The 21,820-nt window shown below is 42.5% G+C and carries 23 protein-coding genes; 22 read left to right on the top strand and 1 reads right to left on the bottom strand.

The genetic code is table 11. The features are described 5' to 3' along the window. Positions 1 to 7: 7 nt before the first annotated feature. From ACK8P8_RS17620 to ACK8P8_RS17535, 18 genes are all read left to right on the top strand, one after another. Positions 8 to 526, top strand: coding sequence for a hypothetical protein (locus ACK8P8_RS17620; protein WP_369858749.1), 519 nt, complete (start codon positions 8 to 10; stop codon positions 524 to 526). Positions 527 to 554: 28 nt separating this feature from the next. Beyond that, complete coding sequence (locus ACK8P8_RS17615) at positions 555 to 1,286, top strand: hypothetical protein (protein ID WP_369858748.1); 732 nt, start codon at positions 555 to 557, stop codon at positions 1,284 to 1,286. Then, positions 1,283 to 1,954 (top strand): hypothetical protein, encoded by a 672-nt coding sequence (locus tag ACK8P8_RS17610; protein ID WP_369858747.1) that lies wholly within the window; start codon positions 1,283 to 1,285, stop codon positions 1,952 to 1,954. The genes ACK8P8_RS17615 and ACK8P8_RS17610 overlap by 4 nt, the downstream gene beginning before the upstream one ends. 21 nt (positions 1,955 to 1,975) lie before the next feature. Next, positions 1,976 to 2,719, top strand: a complete 744-nt coding sequence (locus ACK8P8_RS17605; protein ID WP_369858746.1) for a hypothetical protein — start codon at positions 1,976 to 1,978, stop codon at positions 2,717 to 2,719. Beyond that, a complete protein-coding gene (locus tag ACK8P8_RS17600; protein ID WP_303179910.1) occupies positions 2,716 to 3,402 on the top strand; it encodes a hypothetical protein in 687 nt (228 codons plus the stop codon). Before ACK8P8_RS17605 ends, ACK8P8_RS17600 begins: the two co-directional genes overlap by 4 nt. 449 nt (positions 3,403 to 3,851) lie before the next feature. Then, positions 3,852 to 5,441, top strand: coding sequence for a PD-(D/E)XK nuclease domain-containing ATP-binding protein (locus ACK8P8_RS17595; protein ID WP_099294674.1), 1,590 nt, complete (start codon positions 3,852 to 3,854; stop codon positions 5,439 to 5,441). 209 nt (positions 5,442 to 5,650) lie between these two features. Next, the gene (locus tag ACK8P8_RS17590; protein ID WP_369858745.1) at positions 5,651 to 6,277 is read left to right on the top strand and encodes a DUF6266 family protein; all 627 of its coding nucleotides are present in this window, start codon (positions 5,651 to 5,653) and stop codon (positions 6,275 to 6,277) included. Continuing rightward, positions 6,274 to 6,972, top strand: coding sequence for a hypothetical protein (locus ACK8P8_RS17585; protein WP_303179911.1), 699 nt, complete (start codon positions 6,274 to 6,276; stop codon positions 6,970 to 6,972). The genes ACK8P8_RS17590 and ACK8P8_RS17585 overlap by 4 nt, the downstream gene beginning before the upstream one ends. Before the next feature lie 29 nt (positions 6,973 to 7,001). Further along, positions 7,002 to 7,271 (top strand): hypothetical protein, encoded by a 270-nt coding sequence (locus tag ACK8P8_RS17580; protein WP_186976506.1) that lies wholly within the window; start codon positions 7,002 to 7,004, stop codon positions 7,269 to 7,271. Continuing rightward, on the top strand, positions 7,268 to 7,636 hold the full coding sequence (locus tag ACK8P8_RS17575) for a 3TM-type holin (protein WP_099293337.1): 369 nt from the start codon (positions 7,268 to 7,270) through the stop codon (positions 7,634 to 7,636). Before ACK8P8_RS17580 ends, ACK8P8_RS17575 begins: the two co-directional genes overlap by 4 nt. A 191-nt stretch (positions 7,637 to 7,827) precedes the next feature. Continuing rightward, positions 7,828 to 8,208, top strand: coding sequence for a type II toxin-antitoxin system RelE/ParE family toxin (locus ACK8P8_RS17570; protein WP_227217804.1), 381 nt, complete (start codon positions 7,828 to 7,830; stop codon positions 8,206 to 8,208). After that, complete coding sequence (locus ACK8P8_RS17565; RefSeq protein ID WP_227217805.1) at positions 8,198 to 8,506, top strand: helix-turn-helix domain-containing protein; 309 nt, start codon at positions 8,198 to 8,200, stop codon at positions 8,504 to 8,506. The genes ACK8P8_RS17570 and ACK8P8_RS17565 overlap by 11 nt, the downstream gene beginning before the upstream one ends. 116 nt (positions 8,507 to 8,622) lie before the next feature. Then, positions 8,623 to 9,225: an N-acetylmuramoyl-L-alanine amidase gene (locus ACK8P8_RS17560; protein ID WP_369858744.1), complete on the top strand. Its 603-nt coding sequence runs from the start codon at positions 8,623 to 8,625 to the stop codon at positions 9,223 to 9,225. A gap of 131 nt (positions 9,226 to 9,356) precedes the next feature. Beyond that, the gene (locus ACK8P8_RS17555) at positions 9,357 to 9,983 is read left to right on the top strand and encodes a DUF6266 family protein (protein ID WP_099293335.1); all 627 of its coding nucleotides are present in this window, start codon (positions 9,357 to 9,359) and stop codon (positions 9,981 to 9,983) included. 91 nt (positions 9,984 to 10,074) lie between these two features. Beyond that, positions 10,075 to 10,248, top strand: coding sequence for a hypothetical protein (locus tag ACK8P8_RS17550; protein ID WP_176555116.1), 174 nt, complete (start codon positions 10,075 to 10,077; stop codon positions 10,246 to 10,248). 507 nt (positions 10,249 to 10,755) lie between these two features. Continuing rightward, entirely contained in the window at positions 10,756 to 12,459 is a 1,704-nt protein-coding gene (locus ACK8P8_RS17545) for a TldD/PmbA family protein (RefSeq protein ID WP_099293327.1), read from the top strand. Positions 12,460 to 12,553: 94 nt separating this feature from the next. Beyond that, a complete protein-coding gene (locus tag ACK8P8_RS17540; protein ID WP_227217807.1) occupies positions 12,554 to 14,203 on the top strand; it encodes a metallopeptidase TldD-related protein in 1,650 nt (549 codons plus the stop codon). 192 nt (positions 14,204 to 14,395) lie between these two features. Beyond that, positions 14,396 to 17,692 carry a golvesin C-terminal-like domain-containing protein gene (locus ACK8P8_RS17535; protein ID WP_369858743.1) on the top strand — a complete coding sequence of 1,099 codons (3,297 nt, stop codon included), beginning with the start codon at positions 14,396 to 14,398 and terminating at the stop codon, positions 17,690 to 17,692. A 2-nt stretch (positions 17,693 to 17,694) separates the two neighbouring features. On the opposite strand, the gene ACK8P8_RS17530 is transcribed toward ACK8P8_RS17535, so the two are convergent. Continuing rightward, positions 17,695 to 18,078, bottom strand: coding sequence for a response regulator (locus tag ACK8P8_RS17530; RefSeq protein ID WP_099293323.1), 384 nt, complete (start codon positions 18,076 to 18,078; stop codon positions 17,695 to 17,697). 265 nt (positions 18,079 to 18,343) lie between these two features. Here ACK8P8_RS17530 and ybaK point away from each other — a divergent pair, with 265 nt between their 5' ends. The 4 genes from ybaK (at position 18,344) to ACK8P8_RS17510 (ending at position 21,805) form a co-directional block, all read left to right on the top strand. Next, a complete protein-coding gene (gene ybaK, locus ACK8P8_RS17525) occupies positions 18,344 to 18,826 on the top strand; it encodes a Cys-tRNA(Pro) deacylase (RefSeq protein WP_099293319.1) in 483 nt (160 codons plus the stop codon). A 293-nt stretch (positions 18,827 to 19,119) separates the two neighbouring features. Continuing rightward, positions 19,120 to 19,917: a metallophosphoesterase family protein gene (locus ACK8P8_RS17520; RefSeq protein ID WP_369858742.1), complete on the top strand. Its 798-nt coding sequence runs from the start codon at positions 19,120 to 19,122 to the stop codon at positions 19,915 to 19,917. Next, complete coding sequence (locus ACK8P8_RS17515; RefSeq protein ID WP_099293315.1) at positions 19,898 to 20,557, top strand: hypothetical protein; 660 nt, start codon at positions 19,898 to 19,900, stop codon at positions 20,555 to 20,557. Before ACK8P8_RS17520 ends, ACK8P8_RS17515 begins: the two co-directional genes overlap by 20 nt. A 111-nt stretch (positions 20,558 to 20,668) precedes the next feature. After that, positions 20,669 to 21,805 (top strand): PDDEXK nuclease domain-containing protein, encoded by a 1,137-nt coding sequence (locus ACK8P8_RS17510; RefSeq protein ID WP_369859070.1) that lies wholly within the window; start codon positions 20,669 to 20,671, stop codon positions 21,803 to 21,805. Positions 21,806 to 21,820 lie beyond the last annotated feature (15 nt).

The following is a 21,820-nucleotide window of genomic DNA, read 5'->3' as shown; positions in this document are numbered from 1 at the left end:
TTAAGCTATGAAAAAACTCATTTTACTACTAGGTATTTGTTTTTGTGTTGCGGGTGTTTATGCGCAAAAACTTGAAACACAATCGTTAGATGAAACAGGAGATTCATTTGAAGTTAGAATCAAACATTTCAATAAACTATTCGGGGAAACTTTTACCCCTGAAAAGGTTGCTCCACTGGTTCAGGAGAAAGAGAAAGTTGCGCAACGGAGTGCTTGGAGGGAAAAGTGTGTAAGAAAAATGCTGACAGATCAGTTAAAGCAAATATTGAAACAAGTAGCAGCCACAGAGGGGGGCGGTCTGTGGGTGACGTTCTATATAGACAAAACAGGGAAAGTCTTGACCGTGAAATTTATGGTATCTGCTGGGGTTTACGTGAAGTTGTCAGCCAAAATGCAAAAAGAATTGTACAACATGGCCATGAGTGAGAAGTTAGATCCCTCCGGGTATAACTTCGATGAAACACGTACTTACGCCGTGGACGGTTTCGATTTGATGAAACGGGCTGTCGAGGAAGATAAAAAATAACATCATTCACTAACCTAACCTACAACTTATGAAAAATCTAAAATTTTTACTGGTAATTTTTCTCGGAAGCATTGTTTGGAATTGTGCGAATCCCGGGTTAGGGGATGAGGATGGAGAATTGCCTTCTGTCAAATCCTTTTACTTTACTGGTAAATTCGATATTGATAAATTATTAAAAACTGGCTATCCCCCTGAATTTGGAGCATCCGTGAGTTCCATGTCTTGGAATACGATGGGATTCAAACTATTAAATATTATAAACACGGGAAAACCCTATATTTATTTTGTAGAAAAGTACAATTTTACAGAAAATGGGGAAGTGAAAATGGAATTTGCAGGAGGAGGGAAAATATATTACTCATCTAGTGCTATAGAATTTGAATTTCGTGATGAAATTATATTTCATGAATTCTTTCATATTTTACAAAATGGCAATAATTCTCCCGTTAAAAGTAGGAACAACGAGGTTGAAGCGTATGTTGCACAAATTTTGTATGCACGAGGCAAGGGAGGTTCATCGATAGCACCACCTATTGATGAGTGTTCTGGCGATTTAATAAAACAAATGGCTTCTTTAATTGACGAGAACACGGGGGAACTTCGAGATAAAAAAGACGAGGCTAAATTTCGAGGTCTTTATTTTGATGCTTTGGTTTATTTAGAAGGTCACCCTTCGTATAGTAACGAGAATGGGTATTTTTCCGATTATTTAGATTATAGTTTACCGAATCTTGTAAAACTTTTAAAATATAAAGTATGAAACAGACTATTTTATTAGTAGTAACTTTGTTGCTCTCTAGCGTTTTGTTTGCCCAAAAGTACCAACCCGGTATCGTGAAGGCGAAAAACGTGACTTACGAAATAAAAGAAGATAAAAAACTAGGTATTTGGACATATAGGAATATCAACAATCCCGACACCACGACAAAAGAGATACCCAAACGAAATGCAATGTTTACATCAAAATTTAGCGTGAGCATACAAATAGCAAGAATCGTGCACGACCATTTGTTGCCGGAAGAATTGGCACTCCTTGCTCAAACGTTTGATAGTTTTAGCGTATGCCTAAGGGTTGATCGTGATAAATACAAATTATTACAAGTCGTTCATTTCAGTTTTAGGAATAGGTATGCCTTTTACCAGAATCTTTCCCCAAAGCATCGTAGAATAGCCGAGGAGACGCTGGAATTGCCCGATAAATACGAGGGGGTCTGGCTCAATCTCCCTCTTGAACGTCTACATGAGATAGAGAAAGACATCGTGGATAAGGTAAAACTACCTGAAGACTTGAAAGAAACATATTTAGTGGATGATTTTGAGATATGGTTGAGTACAGACAATATCTGTAACGCAACGGAGGAAAATCAGAATAGAGAGGAAACCGAAGAGAAGTGTCTTAAACGAACGGTCGAGGAAGGTAAGAAATAACATGTCATAAACCTACAACTTATGAAAAATCTAAAATTTTTACTGGTAATTTTTCTCGGGAGCATTGTTTGGAATTGTGCGAATCCCGAGCTGGAACTTGATGAGCATGTCCTAACTTTACCCGAGTTCCAATCTTTAAATTATCCTAGTGAATTTGATGTTGATAAGTTGCTGAAAGTAGGCTATCCTGCAGTTTTGGGAAATTCGGTGACATATATATCTATGACTACCTTGGGAAGCAAATTACTTAAACTTATAAGCAAGGAGAAACCTTACATTTATTTTGAAGTAAATACAGATTTTGCCGACGTGGGAACGATGAAAATGGGATTTGCCGGTGGAGGAAAAATTTATTATAGCCCCTACACGTTAGAATTCCCTTATCGAGATGAATTGCTATTTCACGAGTTTGTTCACATCTTACAGAATGAAAACCAATCCCCTCTTAAAAGTAGAAATAATGAAATAGAAGCATATTTGGCACAATATTTATATGCTAAAAATGCAGGCGGTTCAAAAGGTGCAATGCTGATTAATCCCGCATTTTCCGAACTAATACGCGACATAGCTGATAATTATATAGATGAAAATACGGGAATGCTTCGGAAGGGTATTAACCAAGAAAAGTTTAATAAATTGTATAATGATGCTTTGGATATCTTGGAAAGTTTATCAGGGTATCAAGGAGAGGGATGGTTTTCTATTCGTGACACAAATACATATTATTTTCCAAACATTATTAATCTGATAAAAAGTAACGTATGAAAAAAATTATTTTATTATTAGCATTCGTATTAATTTCTGGAATCTTGGTGGCTCAAAAGCATAAGATTGGTATCGTGAAGGCGAAAAACGTGACTTACGAAATAAAAGAAGATAAGAGAAATTGGACGCTCAGAAATATTAACAATCCTGATACTACAGTGAAGGAGATTCCTAATCGATATATAATGCTTTTACCAGCTGCTGGTTTTGAGCAGCAAATTGGAAAAATAGTGCATGATCATTTATCTCGGGAAGAATTAATATTTCTCGAGGAAAATGGGGATTCCTTTGGTGTAAGACTTCGTGTGGCTCGTGATAAGTATAAAATACTCCAAGTTGTTCATTTCTATTTTAAAAATCGGTATACTTACTACAAGAACATGTCTATTGAGCGTCGTAGTGAAATTGAAAAATACATGGAGTTACCGACAAAATACGAGGGGTTCTGGCTCAACTTCCCGCTTGACCGTCTTCATGAGATAGAAAAAGATATTGTGGATAAGGTAAGACTTCCCGCTGACTTGGACGAAACGTTCTTGGTAGATGATTTTGACATAGGTGTGCTGGCAAGCGATATCTGTAATGCGGCAGGAGAAAACCAGAAACGTGAAAAAAACGGAGATGCATGCTCTAAACGAGACACGATACAAGCGACACCCGATTTAATGAAGATCACTCGATAGAATTTTAATATTAAATATGTAAATTTTGTGCGTGCTTTTGGGCCAGACTGAAGGAATTTCTCGCACGAGAGAATGAACTTCAGTCTATTTTACACCCGTTTTTTATTGTCTGTGATCGTCAAAATTGTTTATGCTTATCTTGGAAAATTGGTAGTTGAAAAAGAGGAATGTTCGCTGCAACAAAATCTGACGATATAGGGGTGTGAAAAAGCCGAGTACGAGAAGGGGGTAAGATGTTCTCACGTTGTGCAGTCAAAGTTTAGTCGTTTCGAAACGGGGAAATAATGACAGAACAACGGGGAAAGAACGAGAGAAGGGGCTGGTTAAGATTTTAACGTGAGAGATAATTGGCAGATTTTCAGAAGGAATCGGTAAAAGTTCTTTGACATGTTGGGACATGGAAAATATTGTAATATCTTTGTATGAACAACTTTAAAACGATTTTGAAGATGAAGTACCCGATAGGAATCCAGAGTTTTGACCAAATCATCGAGGACGGTTATGTTTACGTGGACAAGACCGCCTTGGTCTACTCGTTGGTGAAAGAAGGAAAAATCTATTTTTTGAGTCGTCCGCGTCGTTTCGGGAAGAGTCTTTTGGTGTCTACACTGAAGAATTATTTTTTGGGACGGAAGGAACTTTTCAAGGGGCTGGCGATTGACGAATTGGAGAAGGATTGGTTGGTGTATCCGGTGTTTCATATTGATTTTAACGGACGGAATTTTTTGAAAGGGGAAACGTTAGAGAACGTGCTCCAAGGATATGTATCCCGTTGGGAGGAAGAATTCGGTTTAGAAAATGGAGGTTTGGACGTGGGGGATCGTTTTATCCAATTGCTAGAGAAAGCACACGAGTGGACGGGGCATCGAGCCGTGGTGTTGATAGACGAATATGACAAGCCGATTCTTGACGTGTTGGATACAAATATAGAGGTGACCGTGGATGGCAACCGGATGCTGCTGGAGGAATGGAACCGTGGGGTACTGAAAGGTTTTTATTCTGTTTTCAAGGCGGCTGACGAGCATTTGCAATTTGTTTTCCTGACAGGAGTGACGAAATTCTCGCAGGTGAGCGTGTTCAGTGGTTTCAATCAACCGAAAGATATCAGTATGGATGGTCGGTATGAGGCTCTTTGCGGGATTACGCAAGATGAGTTGGATTATTATTTTGCATCACCCATGACGGAGATGGCAGAGGTTTATCATTATGATGCGGAAGGGATGAGGCAGTTGTTGAAACGTCAGTATGACGGTTATCATTTCGGTCCGCGGTTAGTGGATGTTTATAATCCGTTCAGTTTATTGAATGCTTTGGATGCAATGATGATTCAAGATTATTGGTTCCGGAGTGGTACCCCGTCTTATCTTATTCGTCTATTGAATCACACTAGAGAAAATCTGAATGAACTGACGGGGCGTTATTATGAAACTCCTGAATTTGTGGATTACAAGGCAGACGTTGAAAAACCTTTACCGATGATCTACCAGAGTGGTTACTTGACGATCAAAGGATACAATATGCGTCGTAACACGTTTTTGCTCGATTTCCCGAATAACGAGGTGAAAAACGGTTTCTTGACCATGGTGGCTTCAGATTACTTGAAGCCGCGAACAAGCATTAATAATTGGGTACAGGATACGGTGGATACCTTACAGGATGGTGACACGGAAAAATTCCGTCGCTTGTTGACCTCGTTTTTGAGTAGTATTCCTTACACGATGCGTCGTAAGGAAAACGAACGTGAGAAAGAGCGGTATTTTCATTACACGTTCTATTTGTTGATGCGTTTGGTTAGCGTTTACACGGTTTACACGGAGAAGCAGCAGAGCGAGGGACGAGTGGATTGTATCATCGAGACCGATCATTATATTTATATTTTCGAATTCAAGTTGGACGGTACGGCGGACGAGGCATTGCGCCAGATAGAGGAGAAGGGGTACGCGTTGCCTTACTTGGAAGATGAGCGTCGGCTGTATCGTATCGGGGTTAGTTTCTCGTCGGAAACGGGAACAGTGTCGGATTGGAAGGTGGTCGAGTAATAGTTCGCGGAAAAAATTGTAATTCATTAGGAGGTGTGTTTTGCCACATCTCCTGATTTTTTTGTCTTTTTTGGTGAGAGTCTGTTATTGTCACGAATTGTCCATGTTCACCCTGCAAGGCGGACGGGTGAAAGGGTTGTATGTTTGCATCATCAAAGTTTGACGATATGTCAGTGGATTTTGGAGTATAAATTTTTAAATGAAAAATTATGGCAGAAGTAAGTAGTTTATTTAAGATTCGGGGGAAAGTGGGGAACACCGTTTTCTGTACCATGAACGGAAAAACGTTCGCGAGGGCGTTGGCGGTGAATAGAAATGATCCCAATACGCCGAAACAGCAGGCGGTACGTTCGAGGTTCCGGGTGGCAGTGCGTTTTTACCAGAAATTGAAAGAAACTTCGTTGCGGGATGTGCTGGACGTATCGGCAAAAGGGACAAGGATGAATGGTTTTTCCTTGTTTATGAAGATGAATCTGGAAGCCTTTAAGGCGAACGGGAAAATCGGGGATTTTTCGTTACTGCAATTCTCGGCAGGGAAACGCCGGGGTGTGTACGAGTTGGAGGCGGAGGTGGACGCTGAAGACCGGGTGACATTGCGATGGGAGGCTGACACGTGGGACGGATTCGGGGATGCCGACGACGGGTTGACTGTCGTGTTGTTGTACGGGAATCGTTCTTTTTCCCCGGTAGTCGTGGAGGGAATCGGGGCCAAGCGTTTGGATGAAAAGGTGACATTCCCGTTGACGAGGAGAAAAGGAACCCGGGTGCATGTTTATTGTTTTTTCGGGACTCCCGACAGGAAAGCGTTTTCTAATACACAATACCTGAAGATATGAGCAAGAAAAATGATTTATTGAAGTACTTGAATCTATTGTTTGAGGCAAAGGCGGAATTGACGGGCGATCCTGCAGCTCCGATTCGTTATAACGGTTATGAATGGGAAGGGGGGATGCGTTTGGAACTTTTGGATCTGGAATTGGCGGTTTGTCCGATGATGGCGGAGACTGCAGTCCGGGGACAGCGGAGTTTTATGATCTGGAAGATGTTGAGCGAACGGGTGTTGGAATTGGAAGAGGTGTTCTCACCCCGGAAAGACGGGACATTGCATCGCTACTTGAGGATTACGCGGGGAGATGAGTTGGTGCAGTTCAAACAGCTGGATGCCGATACACGGGAAATGATCAATCGTTTCGTGCTGGTGCAGAGAGAGTCGTACCTGCGTTATGCCCGATGTTTTTGTTCGGAACCTGCGGTGTTGCCTTCCGTGTTTACCCTGTCGTTAGACGATATGGAACTGGGGGAGTTGTTGGCTTGTTTCTATCGTTCGGGTATCGTTCGGTGTCTGACGGGGGATATGGCGGAAAAGGAGTTTATTCGTTTTTTCTGCCGGGTATGGAATCTGCCTTTGAACCCGGATTATTACTCGTTGATCAGCAAGTCGCTGGCAAGACCCCACCCGACGGCGTTGATCGAGCGATTGAGGACGTCGCTGGAAGATCATATTGAAAAATTGGATGCGAGGAGATGGTGATAATATTAATCCTATATTTATAATGAACGATGGAAAAGAATGAAAAGTTACTGGTGACGGTAGTCGAGCTGCAAGAAGGTATTTCTCTGCGTTTGTGCATGATCGAGTCGAGGTTGCGGGAGTTGAAACAATCTCCTTTCGAGCAGATGATGAGTGAGGAGGCTTTATGCAAAAAATTGGAGATTCACCGCCGCACTTTGGAACGGTACGCGGAGAAAGATAAGGTGCGGAAATGTCAGATTTGTGGGAGGAGGTATTATTATCCGTCGGATTTTATTAAAATTCAAGGCTGGAAATGAAGCCTGTAACCGGAATTGTCAGTGCGGTTGGCGAGTTGGTCGATCGCCTGACGCTCCCGGCGAGGGAGAAAAAGCAACTGGAAACGGATCTGTTGCGGGTGTTCATGGAGTGGGAACAACGGGTGATGGAAGCTCGGACTGCCGTGTTGGTGGAAGAAGCTCGTGGCAATTGGTTACAACGCTCGTGGCGACCGTTGGTAATGTTGATATTTGCCTTGATTGTTCTTGTCGGTACTTTCACGAGTCTGCCGATTCTCTCCGATACTTCCCGCTTCTGGGATTTACTGGAAATCGGAATAGGCGGATACGTGGTGGGAAGGAGCGGGGAGAAAATCATGCAGGCTTTCACGCGCAAGCGGCGCTAATTCAGTGATTTAATGATTGCCGATTAGGTAATTCCGTGATTGGGGGGCTTTGATTGATTCGTGAGCGTGAAATTGTTGGGGTGAAAAAAATGTTCTTTGATATATTGGTTTGCACGTATAATGAAATAAAGTAGTAAAATAATTGTTCTTTGTTCACTAATTAGTTATCTTTGTGCGTAGAATATTTATCTATGACAGAAAAGAGAAAATATGTCCGCCAAGTAGTGGTTTATGCTGACTACTTCAAAGAGTTCAAGAAGGACTTGTCTAGGGATGCATTGCGCAAAGTTTATCAGGTTTTTATTTATATAATGACTTTAGAGCAGATACCTGAGAAATTTTTTAAAGCTATTACCGGAGTAAAGGGACTTTATGAAATTCGAGTAGAAGAAGGTGGAAATATTTATCGTATTTTCTGTTGTATGGATGAAGGAAATCTAGTGATATTGTTTAACGGGTTTCAGAAGAAAACACAAAAGACTCCCTTGGGGGAGATCGAACGAGCTAAACGGCTTATGCATGAATATTTTGCTAATAAAGAAATGAAAGGAGGAGGAAGAGATGAACAATGAAGAATTGAAAACAATGGGATGTACCTCGATAGAGGATTTGATTACTGAAGATTTCGGTGTACCGGGGACAGCGGAGCGTGATAACTTTGAAAATAGTTGTGAGGCTTTTATCATCGGAGAACAATTGAAAGCCGAACGTTTGAAAGCAGGGATGACGCAAGAACAACTTGCGGCTAAAATCGGAACAAAAAAAAGTTATATCTCCCGTATAGAAAACGGTCATACAGATATTCAGCTTTCTACGTTGTTTAAAATATTTCAAGGATTGGGGCGGAAAATCAGCTTCACTATCATGTAGAAATTAAATCTTTTATTATAAAAGGCGTGTAAACCAATTATCAAGGTTTACACGCCTTTTTTTGCATTTGTATGAGTAAATAACTTTTTATTGTTTTAAACTTTAAATTATTTAGTATGGCATTTTCAATTTTTAATTCTCCATTTTCAATTGTCAACCATCGTTTGATGGGTGACGGGGATGGGGTGGTGCATTTGGTGTGTTCGAAGAATACACGCTCGTTAAAGGAGCCGGATATGATCGTGTTGCATTATACCGCGGGTGTGAGTGGTGAATCTTCCGCGATTTATCTTACCCGGCCGGATGTGGCGGCTTCGGCACATCTGGTAATCGGGCGGGACGGGAAAGTTTTTCAACTTGTGCCGTTCAATATCGAGGCATGGCATGCCGGAAGAAGCTGGTACGCGGGACGTGCCGAATTGAATCATTATTCTATCGGGATCGAGTTGGATAATCTCGGGAAACTCCGGCAGAAAGGGAAAAAGTTTTTTGCCGAATGTGGTCGGGAGGTCCCGGTAGAAGAGGTGTACACGGATGACAAGGGGGACGTGCCGACTTTTTGGCATCGCTACATGCGGGTACAGGTTCAGGTATTGGCACAAGTTTGCCGATTGCTTCAAAAACATTACCCGATCAAGAACGTGGTAGGCCACTCGGATATAACAACAAGAAAACAGGATCCGGGACCGGCGTTGGAAGAGGCGTTTAAAAATTTATGATTTATGATTTCCGATTTATGATTTTGATTGAGTGATTTCCGATTTATGATTTTGTAATTACGGAATCGTTTAATCGGCAATCACAGAATAAGTAAATTTTCAATTTTCAACTTTTAATTTTCAATTGTTTTATGGCAGAATTTAATTCTTATTTGTTAGGTAAAGCGAGAAAATCAGTAGGTAACATCACGTTGTGTTACACGAGAAGGAAAAATATCGCGAAAGCGAAAGTTTTTTCAAGGAAAGACAACCCGACACCGGAGATACTGGTACAGCGGGCGAAAATGAAAGCTGTGGTACAGTTATCCCGAAGTCTTCTGCCGATCATTCGGAAAGGCTTCGCGGGTGTGGGGAACGGGACCACGTCGAATGCTTTCGTGGCACGGAATATGAAAGCGGTAACCGTGGATGAGAAAAACGTGGGAACAATAGATTTCGATCTTTTGCAGGTTGCCGCGGGGATGCTTAATCCGCCAAAGGTGACCGTGAATTACGATGAGGAAAGTAAGAAGTTCCAGTTTGTGCAAGAGATGCAAGAGGAAGAGGATGGGTACGCGTTTGCCGGAGATCAAGTGTATGGCGTGTTGTACGAGACGGTACGAGAGCGGGCGAGATTAATAACGTTGAGAGTCCGCGGTGAAGGTGGTAGCACGAGTTACGCGCTACCGGATGAGTGGGACAACACTAAGGTTAAAGCGTATTGCTTCGCCACGCTGGATAATGGGAAGATGGCATCAGACAGCTTATTGATTTCTTGATTTGCCATTTTTGATTTTAGATTTCAGTCGCACGGGGCTTTGCGTCGGGGCGGCTGGCTTCTATTATTTTCAATTTTCAACTTTCAATCGTATGAATTATTTTATAATAGGAATGTTCTCGACATTGAGTTTTAATTCGGTGTTGTCGCAGATGGCAGATCATTTGTTTGCCGGAGTGATCAGTATTATCGGGGGAATCGTGAGTTCCGTGGTTGTGGCTTGGTTGAAACGACGATGGGGAAAGAGAATAGGAAGATTTGATTAACCTATTTACACATAGTGTAATAGGTGTGCGATATTGGCGAAGAATATAGTAGGGAGGTAACAGGTGGAATATTGAAGGTCGGAATTAAAGTATAAATTATTTTATTTTTATGTGGTTTTTAATAAAGAAATCTATACCTTTGCTTTGTCAATTCGAGAAATAATAAAGAAGTGTATAGCACAAATGAAGGAATAAGCCTCCGGAAGTGTGCATACACTTTTTTTGTTAAATCCGAGTTGACGTTCTATTTAATAACCGGAGGCTTTTTTGAAAACGTTTTTTTTACAAGATAGTTACATGTAAATGTAATGTTTTTTGAATTCTAATTTGTCTAGGAGGGTGAAAGTACCGTGATGGGAAATCCCCTTTTTTTATTTTTTCTCGGGTTTAACTAAAATTTAAATCGATTGCATTTTGTAACCATACAGAATCGTTTTATATTTGTTAGCGAAAATAGTGCGTGTTTTCAGACTATTTATTATTTACAAGATTAAAACTATTACACACATGAGAAAAACAGTATGGATTATTTTGAGTTGCTTTCTCACCTTGTTGTTTGTACCGAAAACTTACGGGCAGGCACAGGATAAGTTGTTGAGTTTACTCAAGGAAGAGTTGGCACAACAGATGAAGGAACTGAAAGGCGAAGAGTTTCCCCCGTATCACATGAATTACAGGGTTATTGATGTGACCACGTCCGTGGTATCCACTTCTTTCGGGGCGTTGATGAACAGTCAACAATATCGTTCCCGGACTTTAGTACCGCAAATTCGTTTGGGAGATGCAACATTAGATAATTTCAAGTTTGCCCAGATGGGGGCGCAACAGCCTTCGTCAGCCAGATTGCCTTTGGACGAGGATAATAATGAAGATGCCATTCGTCAAGCTATCTGGAACGAGACAAACAACCGTTACAAGTTTGCCGTGGATATGTACCAGAGAACCAAAGCGCAGACGACGGTGAACGTGGAGGAAGAGGATAAGGCTCCTTATTTCTCGGAAGTTCCGGTAGAAAAGTATTACGAGGCTCCGCTCCCGGTAGAAAAAACTAAAATTGATCTGGACGAGTGGGCGAAACGGTTGAAGGAAATTTCCGCCGTGTTCAAAAATCAACCCGGAATCATGCAAGGTGACGCTATGATGATTTATACCGTGGAAAGACGTTATTTCGTGAATAGCGAAGGTACGGAGGTTGTTCAGAATCTGCCGTATGCCCGGATTATGGTATTCGGGGAGACGAAGGCTGACGACGGAATGGAATTGCCGTTGAATCTTTCTTATTTTGCTTATGATCCGAAAGATCTGCCGTCAAACGACAAGATCATCGCCGACGCGAAAGAAATGGTAAAAACTCTTGAAGCATTGCGTGTCGCTCCGATGGTAGATCCCTACACGGGTCCGGCTTTGTTGTCCGGTCCTGCCAGCGGGGTATTCTTCCACGAGATATTCGGTCACCGTGTTGAAGGACAACGCATGAAGAGCGAGAGTGACGGACAGACGTTCAAAAAAATGGTTGGTGAGTACGTGTTGCCTGCTGATATGCACGTGTATGATGACCCGACAATCCGGGAATATGCCGGGGAGGATTTGAACGGTTTCTATAAATATGACGACCAAGGTGTGAAGGCTGAACGGGTAGACGTGGTTGTGAACGGCAAGTTGAACGAGTTCCTGATGACTCGCACCCCGATTGACGGGCATCCTCGCTCGAACGGGCACGCGCGGGCTATGGGTGGATTTGATCCGGTATCTCGCCAGTCTAATTTGGTGATCGAGACTTCTAACCCGAAAACTCCGGAAGAGTTGCGCCAATTGTTGATCGAGGAAGTGAAAAAACAAGGTAAAGAATACGGTTATTTCTTTAAAGAGGTAACGAGTGGATTCACGTTCACCGGAAAAGGGGGAACGAACTCCTTTAACGTTACCCCGCTGGAAGTGTACAAAGTGTTCGCGGACGGTCGTCCCGACCAATTGGTACGCGGCGTGGATCTGATCGGAACTCCCCTTTCCATGTTCTCGAATATTATTTACGCGGGAAATGACGCTCGTGTATTCACGGGTATGTGTGGTGCCGAGTCCGGTTCTATCCCTGTTACGGCAATTTCTCCGACTATTTTGGTAAACAAAGTAGAAACGCAACGGAAAGCCAAATCACAGGATATTTTACCGATTTTATCGGCTCCGGGATTGGAGAAAAAAGCTAAAAACTAAAAGAAATTTGACGTTTAGAATTTAGAGTTAAAAGGAGTGTTGGCATGAGCGGGGAAATCTAAAATCTAAAATCATTAAATCTAAAATTAATACGATGAAATATATATTATCACTATTATTGTTTTTCCTGCTGCTCGGTCCGGTTGTCGCACAAAGCGAGCAAGATCAGGTGATTTTTAAAGCCATGCAGGATGAGTTGCAGAGAAATAAGGAAAATTTGGCTTTGCCGGGAATGGATAAGCCGTTTTATTTGTCCTATTCTCTAGGAAGATATCGTCAATTCGAGGTATCGGGAGTGTTGGGGGCTATCACGAGTTCAATGGAATTACCTTGGATGGGTATCGGTTCTTCGCAATTGCTGTTGGGAAATTATGACAACACGAGTGATTCCCGTTACATCGGTCAATTCTTGAAAATAGGTATGCCTGCCGAGGCGGATTATGATATGATTCGTCAGAACTACTGGTTGGTGACGGATGCTGCTTATAAATGGGCATTACAGGAATCAGCGGCTAAAGAGGCTGCCTTGAAAGCTAACCCGCAAACACCGGAAGAGGCTGCTTTACCTGATCTGGTAAAGGCAGAGCCGATCACGAAAATAGTGGAGAGCAAGCCCTATGATATTAACATGAAAGAGTGGGAAAACGCGATTCGCGAACTTTCCGCTATCTTCAAGGGTTACAAGGATATTTACAATTCATCCGTGGGTATCAGCGGTCTGGACATGGAAGTGTACAAGCAAACCAGCGAAGGGGTAACCATGAAGCAACCGGTTTCTTACGTTAATTTCTATGCACAGGGATTCGTGAACACGGCGGATGGCGTGAAAATCGGAGATGTCTATTCCGTGTTGGTGGCTCGTCCGCAGGATATGCCTTCACTGGAAGAGCTGAAGAAAAACGTAAAAGCTTTTGCCGAGAATCTGATTAAATTGAAAGATGCTCCCGAAGTGGAAGAGTTTTATTCCGGTCCGGTGCTTTTCGAGGATGGTGCCAGTTCAGCTATTTTCACGAACAACTTGTTGAATCAAGGCGGATTGTTCGCTTACCGGAAACCTGAAGGCGGTCGTGGAGGTGCAGCCAAGACTTTGGACGGACGTATCGGAAGAAAGATCATGGATAACCGTTTGACGGTAAAGAATTACAGCACGTTGGATAAATATAACGGGGTGCCGTTATTGGGAGCTTACGAGATTGACGCGGAAGGTGTTGTTCCGGCAAAGGAGATGACGCTGGTGGATAAAGGTATTTTACGCCAGATGTTGAACGGGCGAGTACCTTCATTGAAGACTCCTCATTCCACGGGTAGTTCCAGATTCGTGATGACTGGACAGGACATTGTTTACGTGACGGCACCGGGAACAATTCATATCGAGGTGGATAAAGGTACGAAGCAGGATAAGATGAAAAAGGCCTTGATTAAGGCAGCCAAGGACGAGGGATTGGATTATGCCTATATCGTGCGTAGTATGGCAGGAACAGCTTCCCGGATTTACAAGGTAGACGTGAAAGACGGTAGCGAAACGCAGGTTCGTTTCGGTGATGTTTCTGCGATTAATCTGTCGAAAATCAAACGGGTATTGGATATTTCCAGCAAGGAAAATGTGTCCAATTATATTTTGAACCGTCAGGTGTTGTCTTCGTTGATTTACCCGGCTTCTATTTTGATTGAAGACGTGGAGATCAACAAGTCTGAACCGAAGAAAGAGAAAGAACCGGTATTGAAATTCCCGTTGCAGAGATAAATCGCCGGAGGCGAGTTACAGGTTGCAGGTTACATTCGCCTGCGGCGAGTTACAGGTTTATTTTACGAATGAACCGGATTCTGAAAGCTAAAAACTAGAAGTTATAATATACGTAACTTTTAGTTTTTAGCTTTTATCTTTTAGTTTTAAAAACTACCTTTGTGAAGGGATGGGTATGTAATTGGTATTAAAATGAGAAAGACATTTGACAATATTCGCCTGATAGCTCGTTACGAGCGGAGACTGATAGCACGCGGGAAGTTATTCTGGATTTTCATGATTTGTGTGTTAGTCGGTATTACCGGGTTTCAATGGTTATGGCAAGGAGGGGGAAGATGGGGAATTAGTTCTTGGGCGGAGGTCGCTTTGCCTTCCTATATTCCTTATTTGAACGCGTGGTTATATAGTCTGGTGCAGGGAATCATGGTCATCTTTGTCGGGGTGGATTTTGTCAGGAGGGATCGACGTTTGGAAACGAACGTGGTGTTTTTAAGCCGTCCCGTGACGAATACGATATACCAGACCGGAAAGGTGTTGGGGATACTGGAGGTGTGTTTGTTGATGAACGTGTTGACGATGGCGTGTGGGATGGGGGTACATTTGTTGTTTGGGGAGCCGGGGACTTTTCAGCCGGGAATTTATTTGATTTATATGGTCGTGTTGACGATTCCCTCGTTGATTTTCGTGTTGGGCTTGGGATTAATTATTGTCAATCAAATAAAGAATCATGCTTTGGCAATTCTTGTTTTATTTGCTTTGTTGGGGGCGTTTTATTTCGGGACAGGGGAGATTTTATGGGGTGTGTTTGACCCGTGGGGACGGGCTTTGCCGCTTTTGTTCTCGGATGTGACGGGGTTGGCAAAACCGGCATGGACGGTATTGCAGAGAGGGATTTTCATGTTGTCCGGTATCGGGTTCGTCCTGTTAGCCGTGGGAATGATGAAGCGATTGTCGGATCGGAGCAGGGTGATTCGAATCATTCGGGGAATCGGGATTGTTTTTATTCTGGCGGGAGTTTTTGACGGATTTTTGTATGTCGGGAAGTTTCAAGGGATAAATGCACGGAGAGAAATGTACCGGGAAGTATTTCAAAAGTACGCGGGAGTGGATAACGTGCACGTGAAAACTCATGATATCCGTTTCCGTCAAGCAGGGGAAAGAATGTACGTGACAAGTGAACTGGTGCTTGAGAATGAGCGCACGAACCGGTTGAAGAATCCGATACTGTACCTGAATCCCGGTTTGCAGGTGACAAGTTTGAGGGATCGGGAGGAAAATACCGTACCTTTCACGCGTGAGGGGCAGGTTGTTATCGTGGATCGGGAATTGGATTCCGGGGAGGAACTGAATCTTCGCATGGAGTACGAAGGATTTATTGATGAAGCGGTCTGTTATCCCGATTTCACGGATAAAGAGTTCCATGATACGCGTTTAGTCCTTTTTTCCCGACGCCCTCATCAATTTTTTCGTCACGGATGGTGTTATGCCCGCGTGGGTGATGATTATACATTTCTTGTTCCCGAGTGTTTATGGTATCCGGTGAGTGTGCCCACGGTAAATATATTATCTCCTTTGACTCGTCGATATGATTTTACCCGTTATACGTTGCATGTCGAGAACGTGGGAGAAAGAACGGCGATTTCTCAGGGAAATATGAACGTGAAAGAGAACGTGGCTAGTTTTGAAAACCGTAACCCTTTGCCCCGTTTAAGTTTGAGCTTGGGGTATTACGAGAAAAAGAGTATTGTTTTGGATTCTTTGGAAATGGAGATTTATCATTTTCCGGGGCATGATTTTTTTGAACGAGATTATACGGTGAGTGCAGATTCCGTGAAAATACTTTTGCAAGAACCTATAAGTCAGGTTTGGGAATACAAGGGAGGCGATTACCCGTACCGGCGTTTTGCCGTGGTGGAAACACCCGTGAATTTTATTCCCTATCAACGAAAAGGGAGCGTGGGAAGCGAGTTTATTCTGCCGGAGATGATATTTGTTCCGGAAAAAATGTATAGTGCTTATTATTTTCGTGTACAGTATTGGCCATGGGAAAATGATGAACGTACGCGTTTCGAGTTGGAGAGTGACGCTTTACGGAATATTTTGGTTTTGAATCTTCAGGATGGGGCGTTCAATTGTGTTGCCATGTTTGAAGATTTCGGGGGAATCGTGGCATCGGACAAATACCCGGGCGTCGGGGGTATCATTAATCATTTGCTGGCGGCAGAGGAGATGTATCGCGGTCCGATGATTTATTTCTCGGAAGATATGGAGTATGAAGAAGTGGTGGATTATTGGGATGGCAAGTCGTTGCGGGAAGCTTTGGAGGATAAAGATATTAAATTGAATAACCTGCGTATATTGTTGGATAGAAAATATGCTCAGATTGAGAGTCATTTACGGGCTCTCGTGGGGAGGTCGGAATTGGTGGATTTCGCGAAAGATTTCAAGAAGCGACACGCTTTTGCCGGGATAGAGCTGGACGTGTTTGTACAGGCGTTCGAGGCTCGTTTCGGGATAGATGTCCGTGATATTCTGGATAAGTATTACGAGGGGAAAATGCTGCCTGTTTTTTATGTAAGGGATATGAAGGTGGAATTGTTCGAGGAAGAGAAATACGCGCAAAAGATAGCAAGTTGTAAAGTGTATAATCCTTCGCCGATGGATGGGACTGTCACTATTCTCGAGAGGGGGACTTCCGGAGAGGGAGGGAGTTCTTCCGGAAAACATAGTTTCCTTGTTCCGGCGCGCGGCTGTAAAGAGATACGAATTGTGCTCGGAAGTGACGATTATTTTTTCTTGGATATGAATCTTTGTCAGAATATTCCCGGGAATAAGCTTATGGAGTTTGGTGAAAACCGGTTGGAGAAAACAAAAAACGGGCGTACCGGTATTTGGGATACTGACAGTACCGTGTTTTTAAGGAAAGAATCGGGTTTGGTTGTCGATGACGATAACGTGATTATTCACGAGAAGAAGAAGAGGGAGAAGTTGGCAGCTTATTTCTCTGAAAAAACAGAACATAAAAAGTATGAATATATCTATGATCACGAACGTTGGACTCACGTGACCAGTTCCGAGTGTTATGGTGATATCGTGAAAAGTGCTTATTATAAAATAGCCGGAACGGGAAAATCGGAAGTGGAATGGAGAGTGAAAATTGATGCTCCCGGGGTGTACGATGTTTTGGTGTATGTGCCGAATATCCAAGTGACACCCGCTCGCGGTACGTTTATAAAGGGTGCCCGGCTTTTTTACCGGATCGGTTCCAACGAGGGAATGACAGACGTGGAAGTTATACTGGATAACGAGGACGCCGGATGGATCTCTTTGGGTAAATTTGATTTTAATGCAGGAGAATACAGTGTTTTGCTAAGTGACCGGGGAGGGGATTCGTTAAGTTGGGAGAAAACGGAAGACTACGGGTGGGAAGGGGATGCCGTGCAGCTTATATTCGCCGATGCAGTGCGATGGGTGCCCGTGAAAAGATGAGGTCAGAAATGAGGATGAGGGGTGAGCAGGAGAAGTAATGTCTCTTTTAATTCTCTGAAATTAATCGGTTTCATGATGTACGCGTTGCAACCGCATTGATAAGCGGCTTGTTTGTCGTCTTCGTATGCATCGGCACTGACGGCTATAATAGGAATATCCTGATCCGATTCGCGTATGGCGCGAGTTGCTTCCAGACCGTCCATTTCAGGCATTCGGATGTCCATGAGTATGGCATCGGGGTGTTCGTTTCGATACATTTGAACCACCTCTACACCATTTTTCGCGTGAATGATCCGGTACTGCTTTTTTAGTATCTCCTGCAAGAGAAAAAAGTTACTTTCATTATCTTCCGCGATAAGAATGACGGGGTGTTTCTCGATGTTCATAGGCAAATTTTTAAATGAACGTTTAATCATCTTAAAATTTTGCGTATCAAGGAAAAGACTGTTTTCGTACCTTGATGGTTGAGTATGAAAGAATTAAAAATACAACTATCCGGCCGAATTTTGGTGAAAAAAGAGTATATTTGCGCAATCAAAAAACGTTGGTTTATTGCGAGTGTCAACATGGTCGTTCTTCTTCCTTTTCGCTTTGCTTTCAAGTATGTTTCGATGAAATTTGTGTATTTTTGTTCCCGCAAAATAAGGGATTATGAAAGAGAAGGTAAACAAGACTAACGCGGCAAGGTTGTTGGATAAGGCAAAAATCGCCTACGAGTTGATTCCCTATGAGGTAGACGAGCATGATTTGGCCGCGACACACGTGGCGGCGCAATTGGAAGAGAATATCGAACAAGTGTTTAAAACCCTCGTGCTGCATGGTGATCGGAACGGTCACTTTGTTTGCGTGATTCCCGGAGATCATGAGGTCGATTTGAAGTTGGCGGCGAAAGCATCCGGGAATAAGAAGGCCGATTTGATCCCTATGAAAGAATTACTTCCCGTGACCGGATATATCCGGGGCGGTTGTTCTCCTATCGGGATGAAGAAGGCTTTTCCCACGTTTATTCACGATTCATGTCTGCAATTTGAATATATTTTCATCAGCGCCGGAGTGCGGGGGTTGCAGATTCGTTTAAAACCGGAAGATTTAATCGGGTATGTCAGGGCTACGGTTTGTCCGTTAATAGGATAAGATATGTAAATTTCACGAATAACGGGGGCTGTGCCAACAGCCCCCGTCTGACTCGCGTATAGCGTTCTTTTGTTCAGCGGACGATTATCGTGCGCTATCTTTTTATTTGAATTTTATTCATCTTAGTTATGAAAAAGCAATACACATCACATGGAAAAGAACTACCTGCACGAGTTTCTAAACAAAGATAAAATAATTTTTGATATCTGTGTCTGTTTAGGGCATATTTTTTTATTTCAGCGTTTATACTGTTTGGTCTGCTTTTTGCATTATTTGGGAAAAAAGTGTTGGATATGAGAAAATGGATTTTTTTATTTTGGATGGCAATATTTATAGCCGGTTGTGATTTGATAGAGTATCATCCTTATGATGTCCGTTTATCAGGGAAATTGGATATTAACAAGAAGAATATCCCGTTGATCGAGGAAGCGTGTCGCGATAAGGATACGGTACGGTTTGTACTCATGGGAGATACTCAACGCTGGTATGACGAGACGGAGGCTTTCGTGAAACACATGAACAAAAGAGATGACGTGGATTTCGTGATTCACGGCGGGGATATCTCGGACTTCGGGTTGACAAAAGAATTCCTGTGGATACGGGATATCATGGGTAAGTTACGTGTACCTTACGTGGCTTTGCTCGGTAATCACGATATACTGGGGAACGGGATGGATGTGTTTGTTGACGTGTTTGGGGAAGAGAACTTTTCTTTTCGTGCGGGCGAAAATCTTTTTCTTTGCGTGAACACGAACGCGCTGGAGTTCGATTATTCTCATCCGGTGCCCGATTTTTCGTTTATCTATTCGGAATTGCAGGATACCGTCGGTATTTCCCGGACAATTCCGGTTATGCACGTGCCACCCGGGGATATCGAGTTTAATAATAACGTAGGGTTTGTATTTCACACGATGTTGAAAACGTTTCCCGGTATGGAGTTTTGTATGCATGCCCATAGTCATCGTTTGCGCCACGAGGAGCATTTTGACGACGGGATTCCTTATATAGGTTGTAGTTGTATGAAAGATAAAAATTATCTGTTATTTACTTTAACACCGGAGGGGTACGAGTATGAAGTGGTCTATTATTAAAGCGGGAATTATGGCCGTGTTGCTTTCGTTTACCACGTGGGCGATGGGGGACGAGAAGGATGATCGGGAGGAAAGACGTGCAGAACGGCATAAAAGAAAACTGGAACGTTACCAAAATCAATGGAATAGTTTGATCCCGAAGTATCAAAACTTGCAATTTGCCGGCTCGATCGGGTTACTCTCGGCAGGTATGGGGTGGGACTACGGTCGGCAACGGCAATGGGAAACCGAGTTTATGTTTGGTTTTGTACCGGGGTTTTCATCTAATAAAACCAAGGTAACGCTCACGTTGAAACAAAATTATGTGCCTTGGGAAGTTTCTTTGGGGAAAAATTGGGTGCTGGAGCCGCTTGAAACGGGATTGTTTGTGAATACCGTGCTGGCAAGTGATTTCTGGGTGAAAGAACCGGAGAAGTACCCGAATAACTATTACAAATTTTCGACTCGTGTTCGTTTCCACGCTTTTCTGGGACAACGTATCGCGCTGAACATGAAAGAGAATTTCCCTTTCCGTCGAATCACGGTATATTACGAGTTGAGTACTTGTGACCTGTACTTGATCTCGAAGTTCACGAATCAATACGTGAAGATGGTCGATATTCTGAGCCTCTCGTTCGGGTTGAAGTTCCATATTTTGTAAACGAGTAATAAACAGACATCCTGCTGGGGCTGACATTTAATTTACTATATTTGTACAACAAAATCAAGTTAAAACGGTTTTAGAAGATAAAGGTATATAATGAAAGAAAGTATATCATTGACGAATCAATATAATCGAGCGGCAGAAGTTATTAAAACGGCAATACTGCAAAGTCAATATCAGGCTGTACAAAAAGTGAATAGCGAGCAATTGGCTCTATACTTTGGAATTGGGCGTTATATCTCGACACATTCACGCGATAATTATTGGGGTACAAGTGCATTGACTTATATTAGCGAAAAACTTCGTCGTGATATGCCCGGATTGCGAGGATTCTCTGAAGCACACATGAAGAAGATGCGCATATTTTATGAAGAGTGGAATATGCTTGAAGATAAATCGTTCATTGCAATGAACGATTTACAACTGGTTAATGAAAGTCTTTCAACTGATGAAACGGATTCTATAGCAATTCGTTCCTTGCGAGGAACGAATTGTGAAGACTTTCCGTTAGAAGACTTTCTCCGAGTACCATTTACTCATCATTATACAATATTGTCAAAGGTCAAAGAACTCAAAGAACGATATTTCTATATTCATGAGTGTGCGATTTATCATTTATCTGTAGATGGTCTGAAAAAGGCTATTGGCAATGATGATTATCACCATCAATCGCGAATACCGAATAATTTTTTGCAAAAGTTGACATCATCGGAGTTGGCATTTCGAGCCATCAATGCTTTTAAGGATGAGTATATGCTTGATTTTATTAACGTGGAGGAATTGGGGACACGGGACATTGCAGATATTGATGAACGGGTGGTAGAGCAAAAGATTATCCATGATATTAAGAAATTCATCATGACTTTTGGACAAGATTTTGCTTTTGTCGGTAATCAGTATCATCTTGAGGTCTATGGTGAAGAATTTTTTCCGGATCTTATATTTTTCAATCGTGAACTAAATGCACTTGTTGTTGTCGAATTGAAAACAGGTAAATTCAAACCGACCTATTTGGGACAATTAAGTACATATCTCCGTATATTAGATGATAAAGTGCGAAAGCCACACGAAAATCCTTCTATTGGTATTGTTCTTTGTAAACATGCCAATAAAGAGTTTGTGGAATATGTTATTCAAGATTACGATAAACCCATGGGTGTAGCCACGTATAATACTTCTGCTGATATGCCTGAAAAATTGCGTAAGGCTTTGCCTGATATAGATGAGTTGAAGAAATTGCTTTGATGTTTTGTTTAATAT

It is taken from the genome of Butyricimonas muris, from assembly GCF_046365375.1.
Lineage (GTDB): Bacteria > Bacteroidota > Bacteroidia > Bacteroidales > Marinifilaceae > Butyricimonas > Butyricimonas muris.
This window is presented reverse-complemented; position numbering and strand designations above follow the sequence as displayed.